The sequence below is a fragment of the Mycobacterium sp. genome (genome assembly GCF_032159565.1).
Lineage (GTDB): Bacteria > Actinomycetota > Actinomycetes > Mycobacteriales > Mycobacteriaceae > Mycobacterium.
Genome location: NZ_JAVHWR010000142.1, coordinates 79,046 through 91,442, shown reverse-complemented (window position 1 = coordinate 91,442; position 12,397 = coordinate 79,046). Strand labels below are relative to the sequence as shown.

Annotated in this window: 13 protein-coding genes; 4 read left to right on the top strand and 9 right to left on the bottom strand. The window is 65.4% G+C overall.

The genetic code is table 11. The features are described from left to right. Positions 1–58: 58 nt before the first annotated feature. Positions 59–1,228 carry a spirocyclase AveC family protein gene (locus QOC76_RS19560; RefSeq protein ID WP_526359403.1) on the bottom strand — a complete coding sequence of 390 codons (1,170 nt, stop codon included), beginning with the start codon at positions 1,226–1,228 and terminating at the stop codon, positions 59–61. Between the two features lie 93 nt (positions 1,229–1,321). Between QOC76_RS19560 and QOC76_RS19555 the strand changes: the two genes are divergently transcribed. After that, a complete protein-coding gene (locus QOC76_RS19555; RefSeq protein WP_526359401.1) occupies positions 1,322–1,936 on the top strand; it encodes a TetR/AcrR family transcriptional regulator in 615 nt (204 codons plus the stop codon). A gap of 35 nt (positions 1,937–1,971) precedes the next feature. On the opposite strand, the gene QOC76_RS19550 is transcribed toward QOC76_RS19555, so the two are convergent. From QOC76_RS19550 to QOC76_RS19540, 3 genes are all read right to left on the bottom strand, one after another. Continuing rightward, positions 1,972–2,385: a hypothetical protein gene (locus QOC76_RS19550; protein ID WP_526359399.1), complete on the bottom strand. Its 414-nt coding sequence runs from the start codon at positions 2,383–2,385 to the stop codon at positions 1,972–1,974. A gap of 143 nt (positions 2,386–2,528) precedes the next feature. Continuing rightward, complete coding sequence (locus QOC76_RS19545; RefSeq protein WP_526359397.1) at positions 2,529–3,332, bottom strand: SDR family oxidoreductase; 804 nt, start codon at positions 3,330–3,332, stop codon at positions 2,529–2,531. Between the two features lie 25 nt (positions 3,333–3,357). Beyond that, on the bottom strand, positions 3,358–3,918 hold the full coding sequence (locus QOC76_RS19540) for a nuclear transport factor 2 family protein (protein WP_526359395.1): 561 nt from the start codon (positions 3,916–3,918) through the stop codon (positions 3,358–3,360). A gap of 52 nt (positions 3,919–3,970) precedes the next feature. Here QOC76_RS19540 and QOC76_RS19535 point away from each other — a divergent pair, with 52 nt between their 5' ends. Then, on the top strand, positions 3,971–5,278 hold the full coding sequence (locus QOC76_RS19535; RefSeq protein WP_526359393.1) for a hydroxyacid-oxoacid transhydrogenase: 1,308 nt from the start codon (positions 3,971–3,973) through the stop codon (positions 5,276–5,278). A gap of 6 nt (positions 5,279–5,284) precedes the next feature. On the opposite strand, the gene QOC76_RS19530 is transcribed toward QOC76_RS19535, so the two are convergent. Then, a complete protein-coding gene (locus tag QOC76_RS19530; protein WP_526359391.1) occupies positions 5,285–5,734 on the bottom strand; it encodes a universal stress protein in 450 nt (149 codons plus the stop codon). Positions 5,735–5,839: 105 nt separating this feature from the next. On the opposite strand from QOC76_RS19530, the gene QOC76_RS19525 reads away from it, so the two are divergent. After that, entirely contained in the window at positions 5,840–6,124 is a 285-nt protein-coding gene (locus QOC76_RS19525) for a hypothetical protein (RefSeq protein WP_526359389.1), read from the top strand. Positions 6,125–6,139: 15 nt separating this feature from the next. On the opposite strand, the gene QOC76_RS19520 is transcribed toward QOC76_RS19525, so the two are convergent. The 3 genes from QOC76_RS19520 to QOC76_RS19510 all read right to left on the bottom strand — a co-directional run bounded on the left by QOC76_RS19520 (position 6,140) and on the right by QOC76_RS19510 (position 9,302). Next, positions 6,140–8,413, bottom strand: coding sequence for an ATP-binding cassette domain-containing protein (locus QOC76_RS19520; RefSeq protein WP_526359387.1), 2,274 nt, complete (start codon positions 8,411–8,413; stop codon positions 6,140–6,142). A gap of 57 nt (positions 8,414–8,470) precedes the next feature. After that, the gene (locus QOC76_RS19515; RefSeq protein ID WP_526359385.1) at positions 8,471–8,959 is read right to left on the bottom strand and encodes a universal stress protein; all 489 of its coding nucleotides are present in this window, start codon (positions 8,957–8,959) and stop codon (positions 8,471–8,473) included. A gap of 70 nt (positions 8,960–9,029) precedes the next feature. After that, positions 9,030–9,302 (bottom strand): YdeI/OmpD-associated family protein, encoded by a 273-nt coding sequence (locus QOC76_RS19510; RefSeq protein ID WP_526359383.1) that lies wholly within the window; start codon positions 9,300–9,302, stop codon positions 9,030–9,032. A 214-nt stretch (positions 9,303–9,516) separates the two neighbouring features. Here QOC76_RS19510 and QOC76_RS19505 point away from each other — a divergent pair, with 214 nt between their 5' ends. After that, positions 9,517–10,638, top strand: a complete 1,122-nt coding sequence (locus QOC76_RS19505) for a threonine aldolase family protein (RefSeq protein WP_526359381.1) — start codon at positions 9,517–9,519, stop codon at positions 10,636–10,638. A 10-nt stretch (positions 10,639–10,648) separates the two neighbouring features. On the opposite strand, the gene QOC76_RS19500 is transcribed toward QOC76_RS19505, so the two are convergent. Then, complete coding sequence (locus QOC76_RS19500) at positions 10,649–12,298, bottom strand: FAD-dependent oxidoreductase (protein WP_526359379.1); 1,650 nt, start codon at positions 12,296–12,298, stop codon at positions 10,649–10,651. Positions 12,299–12,397: the final 99 nt, after the last annotated feature.

Genomic DNA, 12,397 nt, shown 5'->3' with positions numbered 1-12,397 from the left:
AGAGGCCGTTTCGGGCAGACCTCGACCTCATCGTCGACCGCGCGGTAGAACGGCGGCGTTACTTGCCGCGTTCGAAGGGGACGGTCTTCGGCAATTCCGCGCCGTCGGGGAGCACCAACTCACCGTCGGTGTTTGTGAATCCGGACCGCTTGGTGGATATCGGCAGAACGGGATCGGGGCATGGCACGTCGGTCCCATCGCCGCATATGCCTCCGTTGAAGTACGAACGTTTCAGGTGATCTGCGGGCCAGGGATCGGCGTGCATGGCGATCCACTGCGCCGGGACGTTGTAGAAGAAGAAGAAACACGAGCTGACAGCCGCGAATATGGCCAGGAAGCGAATGAACTGCTGCCGCGCGACACCGCCGCGGACGTGGTCGAGCCCGCGCTCGACGACCGTGCGGCCGCGGTCGTCGGTGAAGTACCGCAGGCAGCACAGGGCGGCCTGGACTCCACCCCACATCAATCCCTCATAGATGGGCCATTGGTGATACGTGCCTGCGAAGACGGTCACGGACCGAATCGAGCCAGGGTACGTGTAGAGCCCGAACGGCAGCATGAAGCCGGCTTCCATGACGAAGTCGAGCACGAACGTGAACGCGTAGGTCACCAGGATCAGCCGAAGGTTGCTGATGTTGGGCCAGCGCGCCTGGATCTTGCGCATCACCCAGCATCCGAAGATCGTGATGACCAGTACGCCGGCCGTGTAGCCGGGAGCATTGATCAGAAGCGGTTCAGCGACCTGGCGACCGGGTTCCTCGGGTGATACCCACCCCGGAATGTCCGATGACCAGGAGCCCCGGTTCCACAGCCAGGTGTTGTACGTGCACCATGTGTTGAAGTAGTTGAGCAGTGGGTCCTGGAAGAACATCAAGCCCATCGACACCAGCAGCATGCCGTCGAGCGTGATTCTCCGCTCCCGACGCCAGGGCCTGACGATGAACCACCAGATCGCGATCGGCAAGCCGACGCACATGAGGATGCCATTGAACGTAAGGAAGGCCTTCATGTACATCGGCGGAACGTTCGGCCCGCTCGGCACCCGCTCGAAGTACGGCCCGGCGATCCACCGAACCCACACGTACAACTGGAGAGCCAGGATCGCGCCGCCGGCGACGGCCCAGATCTTGACGCGGTTGCTCGTGGGCGCAACCTCGGCGCCTAGCGACGCCACCGGGCCCAGCGGCGCGGTGACTATGGGCGTCTTCTTGTTCGACAGTTCACTCACGCTTGCCCTCCATCAGAAGCCTGACAGCTGTTATATACTCGCTGGTATCTAATTGTCTAGAGAGGATCTCAGATCCTATGGCAGAATCCCGGCATGGCTGAGCGTTGGACGCGCGAGCGACGGCTCGAGCACACCCGCTCGCTTCTTCTGGATGCCGCGGAGGAGGTGTTCGCCGAAAAAGGCTTCACACCAGCGACTCTCGACGACATCGCACATGCGGCAGGCTACACAAAGGGCGCGATCTACAAGCACTTCGCCACCAAGGAGGACCTCTTCCTTGCGGTGAGCGATCGGTACTGGCGTCGCTATTTCGACAACTTCGCAGAGGTTCTGTCGGCGGCGACCGAAGTGGGGGCACCCGAACTCGATGCCATTGCCCAGCGGTGGCGTCAGCTGAGCATCGACCGCGGCGCCGAGCATGCTGCACTGGGCCACGAGTTCACGCTCTATCTGCTCCGAAACCCCGATGCACGAGAACGGGTGGCCGGCAAAAGACGTGAAGTCGTCGAGGCGCTGGCGAGTTTCGTCGTCGAAGGCATGGACCGGCTCGGCGGAACCCTGCTGATCCGTCCTTTGACGTTCGCCCAAGTGCTCGTGGCCACCAGTGATTCAGTGGTGCTGGGCAGCGAACTCGATGGTGTCGACCTTTACCGACCGATTGTTGAGATGTATATGTCGGTCATCAAGCTGCCCAGCGGTCCGGCTTAATCGACTGAAGCCGAAAGCCATTCGGCTTCAGCGCATCAGTCGCCGATGCGCGTCGCGTTGGCGAGCCCGGGTTCGACGGTGCCACATATTTCGGGCTGAAGGAAAGTCATGACGCTCGTGTAGTTCCGCACCAGGCCGGTCGGGTTGCTGGGGGTGATGATGGTTTCCGTCGGCCCGCAGCCACCGCTGGCAGTGGTCGACATCCAGCCCGCGCCGGTCCACTTCAGGGCGACCGTGTTGCCCTCCGCCGTCGCGACCGCATCGCATCCTGGACATTTGGAGGAAATGTGCAGGACTGCGGTTGCGGTGGCGGCCCGGTATTGCCCGACGGCGCTATACGTCCCGCTGAGCAGCGGGCCGTCGGGGGCAGCAGCGGCAGGCGCCGCCGCCACGAATGGAATCACACCGGCCACGACGCTGGCGACGGCCAATCCATGGCTAATCTTCATCATTTATCTCCGTCTGATACCCAACCCCGTCGCTCTCCGCATGAGCGGTTAGAAGCAGTATCACAGCCCGTAGCCAGGTCTGTCACAGCAACCAAGAAACCGGGATTATCCGACTTCTTGGCACAGGCCCCGATGCTGCTGCCCTATGTGCCGGACGCTGTTGTCGCGATACCCCCGTCGACGGGAATGATCGCGCCAGTGAGGTATGAGCCCGCCCGGCTCGCCAGGAATACCGCGATGCCTGCCATGTCGTCGTCGCGCCCGATCCGGCGAAGGGGCGCCGACGCGGCGATCGAGTCGCCGAAGGCGTCGAGTGTGGCGGCCATCATCTTCGATGGGAACGGACCCGGCGCAACGGCATTCACCGTGATGTGCTGAGGTCCAAGCTCGCGGGCCAGCATGCGGGTCAGTTGGTGGATCGCCGCCTTGCTGCTGGCGTAGGAGTACACCGGCAGCCGGCTGACGTGGATGCCGTCGATGCTGCCGACATTGATGATTCGGGCGGGATCGTCGGCTGTTCCGCCTTCTCGCAGCGCAGGCAGAAGCGCCTGGGTGAGCCAGAACGGCGACTTCAGGTTGAGATCGAGAACCCTGTCCCACGCCGAGTCCGGAAAGCTCTCGAGCGGCTCGCCCCACGTTGCGCCCGCGTTGTTCACGAGTATGTGCAGTCCGTCGATGTCCGAGGTGACGAGGTCGGCGAGCCGAAGGCATTCGTCATGCCGGGACAGATCCGCTGGAATCGCTGTCACGTCGCCGAACTGGGAGAGTTCCTGCCTGGCGCTTTCGCACGCGTCAGCCTTGCGTGAGCTGATGATCACGCGAGCGCCGGCCTGCAGCAGCCCCCGCGCCATCATCATGCCGATTCCACGGGTGCCTCCCGTGACGAGCGCACGTTTGCCGCTAAGGTCGAAAAGTTGTGCGTGCGTGCTGATCTGGCTGTCTGTCACACCAGTTGCCTTCCATCGTCGGCGCTCACCGGGGCCGCTGACCGGTCAACAGTGAAAAGAACCCGTATGACGGATCGGTCGCGTCAGGAGTTCCTCGCATCGTGTCCCTGGTGATCGGGTGGCTCAGATCGACCGAGGACGGATCGTTCACATGGGCCCAGTCGGTAACTATTGTGCGCTCGCGCAGTTTCCATGCGCTATCGCGCTTTTCGTACTTGTCGAGGTATCGGCCGCCGATCACGACGTCGATCGCTCGATCGCTTTCGGTGAGCGTGTGCGTGGCGATTGTGTAGATCTCGCCTTCGGCCGCGTCTCCGCTGATCGCGAAGTTCACTGTGGTGATGTTGTGCTGCATCGACCGAATGTAGGGGCGGGCGGCGATCAGCTGATTGAGGAACTCGTCGGCAGAGCCCGCCGAGAACGCGCCGTGGGAGTCCACCGCATCGTGGTGGTAAAGGTTGCGCAGCTGCTCGAATTCGCCTCGGTCAACGGCGCGGCAATAGGCATTGACGAGCTTTCGCAGCTGGAATTCGTCGATCATCTCCTGCAGTACGGGGTCGGTTGCCATTGCGCCTTCCGGGGTCATCAGCGCTTCCGCTGCATCGTTATAGGCTCACCTGTAGGCAAGGGGAGGCTCGATGAGCTGCTGTCATTATCAACCCACCGGTGACGGACTGGATACCGCATTCACCGTCGACGCATCCAGGATCACCTTCGGCAGGGGCTGCCTGCGGGAACTGGGTGAGCGCGGCCTTGGGCTCGGGATGACCCGGGTGGCGCTGTTCTCCGATCCCGTCGTGGCCGGCCTCGAGATCTTCGACACGGCGCAGCGGTCTTTGCGGGCAGCGGGCCTCGACGTCGTTGCCTACACCGACGTGCACGTCGAGCCGACGGATGAATCATTTACCCGGGCAGCGGCATTCGCGTCGCATGCCAAGCCCGATGGTTATGTGTCCGTCGGCGGCGGCTCGGTGATCGACACCGCCAAGGCGGCCAACCTGTATGCCACCCACCCCGCCGACTTCCTGTCCTACGTCAATGCCCCGGTAGGTGGGGGCACGCCGGTACCCGGGTCTCTCGAACCGCACATCGCGTGCCCGACGACATCGGGCACCGGGAGCGAGGTGACCGGCATCGCCATCTTCGATCTGCTGTCGATGTCGGCGAAGACCGGCATCGCCTCACCGGCGCTGCGTCCGACCGAAGCACTCGTCGACCCCGACTGCACCGACAGCCTGCCCGATCAGGTCGTCGCTTGCTCGGGACTCGACGTGCTGTCCCACGCCCTGGAATCGTTTACCGCGCGGCCCTTCGTCCGCCGCCCCGCACCCGGCAAGCCGAGCCTTCGGCCGATGAGCCAGGGCGCCAACCCGTGGAGCGACCTCGGCAGTCGGGAGGCCCTGCGACTGCTGGGTCAGTACTTGGAACGAGCCGTCAGCGACGCGTCCGACCGCGAAGCGCGTGAGCAGACCATGTGGGCCGCCACACTCGCGGGCATCGCATTCGGCAATGCGGGAGTGCACATCCCGCATGCCATGTCCTACGCGGTGGCCGGGCAGGTGCGTGATTTCCATCCGGACGGCTACCCCGGATCCGAACCCCTTGTCCCGCACGGTATGTCGGTGATACTCAACGCACCATCGGCTTTCCGGTTCACCGCGTCTACCGATCCCCAGCGTCACATCGAGGCCGCCCGTCACCTCGGCGCCGAGGTCGGCGATGCCGCTCCCGGAGACGCGGGCGAGGTCCTCGCCGAGGAACTCGTACGGATCATGCGCGCAGTGGGCATGCCCCATGGATTGTCCGCCGTGGGCTATGCCGAGGCGGACTGTGCCACGCTCGCCGACGGCGCGTGGCCGCAACAACGCCTCCTGCAGAATGCCCCGATCGAGAGCGACAAGTCGTCATTGGCGCAGATGTTCCACTCTGCACTTCGCTATTGGTGAGTGCGTTCAGTCCGTGGTCTCGACGATCAACACCTCGGTCTTCGCCCGACGACGTACGGCCGTTGGCACAGATCCAAGCAAGCGGCCTGCGATTGATTTGACCCCCACGTTTCCGACCACCAATAGGTCGGCGTCGACCTCGTCGACCAGATCGACGAGCACATCGATCGGGGCACCGGCGATGGCCCGCTCATCGACGTCTGTAGCCCCCGCCGCCCTGGCCCGGTCGCCGGCTTCGTGCAGCATCCCGTAGACCGGCGCGTCGCCCGCGGTCCGGTAATCCTCACCCTTGGGCTGATCGGGTTCACCGGAGTGCTGCTCTTCGGTCGGCAGGTATGCCGTGACCACGATCAGCTTGGCGTCGGCCTCGGCTGCGATTGCTGCAGCTTTGTCGACGGCACGAAACGACGAGTCCGACCCGTCGGTCCCGACGACCACCACCCTGTATTCGCTCATCAGCCCTCCGCTCGGGCGTCATTTACCCGCATCGGCCCGATTCCATACGTTCAGTGGGGGATGATGGCCAGTAGCCACGTGGCTAAGAGTCGTCGAGGAGGACCGATGCTTGCCGAGTTCGGCCGTAGGGCAGATGCCGCCATGACCCGAGGAGCCGACGCCGCCCATGAGGCCGTTCACGCCACGGCTCTGCACGCGCGAAGAATCCTCGGGGCGGTTTCCGTCGCGCTCACCCGCGTGACGCGAGAGGCTTCCGACCTGGTGTGGGACTACCAGGACGTCGCAGCCGACTTGCGCCGACGCGACGACGGAAAGGCGCGTCCGCAGAAGGCCGAGCTTCCCCAGGAGCAGAGTCGGCCCGCCTTGCGGGTAGTCGGTTCCGACGAGTAAACGTAAACGACGCCGCTACGCCGTGGCCTTTCGCCGCAGTAGCCACCGCACCAACCCGGCGTACAACAGGGCCAGCACTGCCAGCATCGCGATGTCGAACAGCCACACCGATGCGCTGTGCCGCCACAGCGGATCGTTCACCGTCGGAACAAGATTAGCCAGATCGACCGACGATGCCGTGGCGGCGACCCCCCAGCGCGCCGGAGTGAGGGCGGCGATCGCTTCGAGCACCGGATGACCCGCGATCGGAACGAAACCGCCTGCGAAGACAAGCTGAGCCACGCAAGCGACCGCCAGCAGTGGAATGTACTGATTGCTGCTGCTCGAGACAGCCGAGATCGCGAGGCCGAGGACCGCCGCCACCGCAGCGGTCGCGGCCACATCGACGAACAACTCCAGCGTCGGACTGCCGAGCACGGCGGCGGTCGCCGGCGCGCGCTTGCCGATCCCGGGTGCAGTGACGACCAGCACGAGAAGCGCCGACTGAATCACGGCGATCGCGCCGAACACGGCGAGCTTGGCCCACAGGTACGCCGACGGCGAAAGCCCCGCCGCCTGCTCGTGGCGGTAGATCGCCCGCTCGCCGACCAGGTCGCCCACCGACACCGTCAACCCCATCAGGATTGCGCCGAAGCTGAGCAGCACGATGATCTGCCGGGGCTCGAACGGTGCGGCGGTGCCGCCGTGCGGTTTGGTGAAGCCTGCATCGCCGCCGACCGCCAACGGCAGCAGGCCGACGACGATCGGCGCCAGCACGAGGAAGACGAGATAGCGGCGGTCAGCGACAAGGAGATGCACCTGGCGCTGCGCGATCGCCGAGACCTGGCGCCAGAAACTTGTGCTCCTGCTATGTCGCGTGACCCGGGACGCCGGCGCCGCGGGTCGCGCCACGGGGTCTGCCGCCGACCCGTGCCGCTCGAAGTAACGCCGTTGCGCCCCATCGGGATCCGCGCGGATGTCTTCGTAGATGTCGGCCCAATCCCCCGAGCCCATCGCCTCGGCGACCCCATCGGGTGAGCCGCGGTACGCGGTCCTGCCACCGGGGGCCAACAGCAACACCTGATCGCATACGTCGAGGAATCGCAGCGACGGCGTCACCACCACGATCACGCGGCCGGCATCGGCGAGGCGACGCAGCATCGTCATCACCTGCCGATCCAGCGCGGGGTCCAGGCCCGTCGTGGGTTCGTCGAGCACCAGCAGCGACGGTTCGGTCAGCAGTTCCATCGCGACCGACACGCGCTTGCGCTGTCCACCCGAGAGGTTGTCCACGCGTGTATCAGCGTGCTCGGTCATCTCCAGTTCCTGAAGCACTCGCGAAACAACCTGTCGGCGTTCGTCTTTGGTGATATCGGCTGGCATTCGCAGTCGCAACCCGGTGTTCAGCGCCTGGGCAACGGTGAGCGTCCGGTGAACGATGTCCTCCCGCGGCACCATGCCGATGCGGCTGCGCAGCGATTCGTACTCGGCATGGAGGTCGCGTCCGTCGAACCTCACCGTGCCACTCGTCGGCTGCCAAACCCCGACTATCATTTTCAACAACGTGGACTTACCCGAGCCCGAGGGGCCGATCACCGCCGTCAGCGCACCGGGCCGGACAGTGAGGGACACCCGATCCAGCAGCGTCACGTCGCCGTCGCCGAGCGTCAACCCCACGTCGTCTACCTCTAACCCGCCGGTCGTGGAGGCGGGTTCCGTGCGGCGGACGAGATCGCCGTCGACGAATACGAAGTCGACATTGCCGATCGTGACAACGTCGTTCTCCTGCAGCGCCTTGCGCTTGATCCGCTCGCCGTTGACGAACGTGCCGTTGTCGCTGTGCGCGTCGTGGATTTGCGGGCCCGACGGCGTCGCCACCAACGTGGCGTGATGCCGCGACGCCATCATGTCGGAAACACCGATGTCGTTGTCGGCGGCACGCCCGATCGTGATCGATTGCAGCGCGGGCCGCTTGCTATCGACGGTCGGCGGTTCGTCGGGCGCAGGACCGAGTTCGAACATCAGCCGCGGACCTTCGGGGTCGCCGAGGGTGATGGCGGTGCGATCGAGCACGGGCAGACACCGCACCCGCTCCGTGCCGACGAACATGCCGTTGAGGCTGTCGTTGTCGATCGCGGTCCACTGCCCGTCGAGGCATCGCAGGATCATGTGCGCCCTGGAGATCGCCGGGTGCGGGATACGGAGATCAGCGCGGACGTCCCGCCCGACGATGATGTCGCGGCCGGCCCGGTAGGTGCGTCGGACGTCGCCGGAGCAGACGGTGATCATGGGCGGTGGTGGCGGGGTCATCCGCCGCGAACCCCCAGCCGGTCACCGGCGCCGTTCACCGGCTCACGATAGACCGCCCTAGTCGGCGGTGTGGACGATCAAGATGTCGATTCTCGCCCTGCGGGCGACTTCGGCGGGCACCGAGCCCAGTAGCCGGCCCGCGACGGAATCGAGGCCCACGTCTCCGACGACGAGCAGATCCGCGTTCACCTCTTTGACCAATTTCACCAGTGCCGGCACCGGCGCACCGTCTATCGCCCGCTCCTCGACGTGCCGAGCGCCTGCAGCCGTCGCCTTGTCGTGCGCCTCCCGAAGGATGCCGTATACGGGAGCGTTGCCGTGCAGTATGTAGCCTTCGCCGCCGAGGGAGTCCGCGGCGCGTGTGTCGGACACATGATCGTGCGACGGCGCTCGTGACCAACCGCCTTTCTCGACGGTCTCGATGTGCGCGCTGGCGATGATCAGCTTCGCGTTGTCCTGTGCAGCGACTTCTCCGGCGCGCGTTACCGCGCGCATTGACGACTCCGAGCCGTCGGTCCCGACCACCACAGTCCGATACCCGTCCACGTCGCCTCCTCAGCTCGGTCGCGACTAGTGACGGTATCTCCGGCCCACCCGCTGTGGGCCGGATTGGCAACTATGCGGGCTTGCCGGTGCGCTCGCGGTGCTTGCAGCCCGGCCAGCAGCATGGCCGCCGCTTGCCTTCCTCCAGCTCCTCCTGGGTCCGCCGGATACGGCGCTCGCGCGTCTTCTCCTGTTTGGCGTCCTCGACCCAACAGATGAACTCGTTGCGCGCCAACGGCGTGATGTCGTGCCATGCGACGAGGGCGGGGGAGTTGCCGATCAGTGCGTCTCGCAGGTCTTGGGGCAATTCATGCACCACTCCGCCGGGGACTCGCTGGCTGCTCACGAAGTCAGGCTAGCCGCAGAAAGTTCGTCGATGCCCCGACCTCAGTCTCGGGTTGCGCGCAGAGATGGGCCGGCCCGCCACGGTGTAGGTGGCGGGCCGACTACAGCTCTCTGCTGAACTGTAGAGTCGCGGACCGTTTGGACTCCGGTGAGCACATTAGGGAGAAATCCGCGCGGAGGAATCGGGTGTTTCCCTACATTTTCGACGGCCACCGATGATCTCGCCCTCACAGAACCCACCGGCACTGGTCCTAGATTTAGCAACCGTGACCACTTTGCATGACACCACCGTTCGCGGCTTCGCTTCCGACAACTACTCGGGTGTGCACCCCGAGGTGCTGGCCGCCATCGCCGCCGCCAACGACGGACACCAGGTCTCTTACGGCGAGGACCTGTACACCGCCCGCCTGCGGGAGGTGTGTGCGCGCCACTTCGGTGCGGGCGTCGACACCTTTCCGGTGTTCAACGGCACCGGTGCCAATGTGGTCGGGCTGCTGTCGATGCTGCCGCGGTGGGGAGCGGTCATCTGCGCGAAGACGGCGCACATCCACGCCGACGAGGGCGGGGCGCCGGAGAAGGCCGCAGGGATCAAGCTGCTGCCGATCGCCGCGGCCGACGGCAAGCTGACGCCCGACCTCATCGCCGAGGAAGCGTGGGGCTGGGGCGACGAGCACCGGGCGCAACCGCTCGTTGTCTACATCACGCAGTCGAGCGAGCTCGGGACCGTTTACACGCCCGATGAGGTACGGGCGATCACCGGCTATGCGCACGAACGCGGAATGCGCGTCTTCATGGACGGCGCGCGTCTGTCGAACGCCGCCGCGACCCTCGACGTGCCGCTGCGCGCGTTCACCACCGACGCCGGCGTCGACGTCGTGACCTTCGGCGGCACCAAGAACGGCGGGCTCGGCGCAGAGGCGATCGTGGTGCTCGATGCCGACGCCTGCGAGGGCATGGTCTATCTGCGCAAAACGCAGATGCAGCTCGCGTCGAAGATGCGATTCGTCTCGGCGCAGCTGCTGGCGCTGCTCGACGACGACCTCTACCTGCGAAACGCCCGGCACGCGAACGCGATGGCTGCGCGGCTGCGTTCGCAGATGGAGGCGGGTATCGCCGACGGCAGCGTCCACGGCGTCGAGTTCACGCAGGCGACGCAGGCGAACGCGGTATTCGCCACGTTGCCGCCGGGCGTCGCCGACCGGCTGCGCGAGAGCTTCCGCTTCTATGACTGGGACACGTCGAGGGGTGAGGTGCGCTGGGTGTGCAGTTTCGACACCCAACCCGACGATGTCGATGCGTTCGTCGCTGAGGCCGCCCGGTTGACGTCGTCTGCGTGACCAACGACTTCTACGAGGAGAGCTGGAAGTAGCGGTGCACGAGGGCGATCGCCACACCGCCCTCACCGACAGACGCTGCTACCCGCTTCACCGAGCCGGAGCGGATGTCGCCGACTGCGAAGATTCCGGGGGCGCTTGTTTCGAGAGTGAACGGCTCGCGATCTGTCTTCCACTGTCCTGTCGTCATCGCCTCGGCTCCTGTCAGGACGAAGCCGTTCCTGTCGCGCGAGATCTCCAGAGGAAGCCAGTCCGTCGCGGCCTGGGCTCCGATGAGAACGAAGAGCGTTCGCGCCTCGCGCTGAGATACCGTGCCGGTCCTGCGGTCGATGACCTCGATCGACTCGAGCTGTTCGGCTCCGTGCGCCGCGACGATTTCGGATTTCGTTTCCACCCGGATGTTTGCCTTCGATGCGATCTGCTCGACCAGGTAGGTGGACATGGTTTCCGCCAGCGCTTCGCCCCGCACGAGCAACGTCACCGACCGCGCGTAGTTGGAGAAGAAGATGGCGGCCTGACCCGCCGAGTTGCCGGCTCCGACCAGGTACACATCGATTCCCTGTGCCAGGCCGGCGTCGCTGCGTGCCGCGCCGTAGTAGACACCGGAGCCGACGAATCGGTCGACCGACTCGATCGCCAGACGCCGCCACTCCACGCCCATCGCGAGGATTACCGACCTGGTCCGCAGGACCTCTCCACCGTCCAGCGTCACGGTCATGTCTTCCGGGTCGATGCTTTCGACCCGTCGGGTCACGACGATCTCTGCGCCCAGCCGCTTCGCCTGTTGCAGCGCCCGGCTCGCGAGTTCGTCGCCGGAGATGCCGTATGGGAATCCGGTGTAGTTCTCGATCCGGGTCGAGGTGCCGGCCTGACCGCCGGGGGCGAAGGACTCGATCATCCCGGTGTCCAAGCCTTCGGAGGCGCCGTTGACGGCAGCTGTCAGACCTGCCGGACCGCCGCCCACGATCACGACGTCATAGTGTGGCCGGCCTGGTGACACCGTGAGGCCGGAGACCGTCGCGACGGTGCGCATCGACGGTGCGGTCATCTGCGTTCCGTCGCCGAGCAACACCACCGGATAGGGGCCCGTCACCGGGCCGTCTCCTCGCGCGCGTGCGACCGCGCGAGGATCGTCCGGATCGAGGCGCTCGTAGGGGATCTGATTGCGGTGAAGGAAGTTGTCGCAGCTGTGGACCCCCGGGTCTAGGCGTGGACCGACAACGAACATCTTGGCTTCGGGAGGTTGCGCGGTGGCGCTCTCGAGCATCCCCATGCGCTCCGACGCTGCTGCGCTGATCTCGGCGGAGACCTGAGGCGCCATGGCTACGAGCGTGTGGAACACCTCGCCGCTCAGCTTCAGCACGCGCGACGGACCGACGGCACGCATGCTGGCGGGCAAGGGCGTGCCGAGCGTCATCGGAACTTCGCCGCCCAGCTCTCCGGGAAGCCGGACGCCGATCACCCGCTCGACACCGTTCACCAGCTTGGTCAGCTCGGCTTTGCCCTCGACGACGACCGCCAGAGCACGGCCATCACCCTCGTGAGCCACATACTCCCCTGGCCCCACGTGGATGTCCTCCACTTCGCCGGCAAGGTACCTCAGCTCTTTGTCCTCCAGCGTCGAGAAGAGCGGAATCGTCGCGATCTCGTCGATGGTGAACATGGTTGCCTCCCAATCATTTCGCCCGCGGGCCAATGGTCCGACACGGTGTCGGGGAAGCGGCTTGGCAGGCGATGCCAGAAATGTGCATGCAGAAAGGGT

Excerpts from the sequence above, each read along its gene's own strand:
- QOC76_RS19555 (WP_526359401.1), top strand. The coding sequence starts at position 1,322 with ATGGCTGAGCGTTGGACGCGCGAGCGACGGCTCGAGCACACCCGCTCG.
- QOC76_RS19550 (WP_526359399.1), bottom strand. The coding sequence starts at position 2,385 with ATGAAGATTAGCCATGGATTGGCCGTCGCCAGCGTCGTGGCCGGTGTG.
- QOC76_RS19540 (WP_526359395.1), bottom strand. The coding sequence starts at position 3,918 with ATGACCCCGGAAGGCGCAATGGCAACCGACCCCGTACTGCAGGAGATG.
- QOC76_RS19535 (WP_526359393.1), top strand. The coding sequence starts at position 3,971 with ATGAGCTGCTGTCATTATCAACCCACCGGTGACGGACTGGATACCGCA.
- QOC76_RS19530 (WP_526359391.1), bottom strand. The coding sequence starts at position 5,734 with ATGAGCGAATACAGGGTGGTGGTCGTCGGGACCGACGGGTCGGACTCG.
- QOC76_RS19525 (WP_526359389.1), top strand. The coding sequence starts at position 5,840 with ATGCTTGCCGAGTTCGGCCGTAGGGCAGATGCCGCCATGACCCGAGGA.
- QOC76_RS19520 (WP_526359387.1), bottom strand. The coding sequence starts at position 8,413 with ATGACCCCGCCACCACCGCCCATGATCACCGTCTGCTCCGGCGACGTC.
- QOC76_RS19505 (WP_526359381.1), top strand. The coding sequence starts at position 9,517 with ATGATCTCGCCCTCACAGAACCCACCGGCACTGGTCCTAGATTTAGCA.
- QOC76_RS19500 (WP_526359379.1), bottom strand. The coding sequence starts at position 12,298 with ATGTTCACCATCGACGAGATCGCGACGATTCCGCTCTTCTCGACGCTG.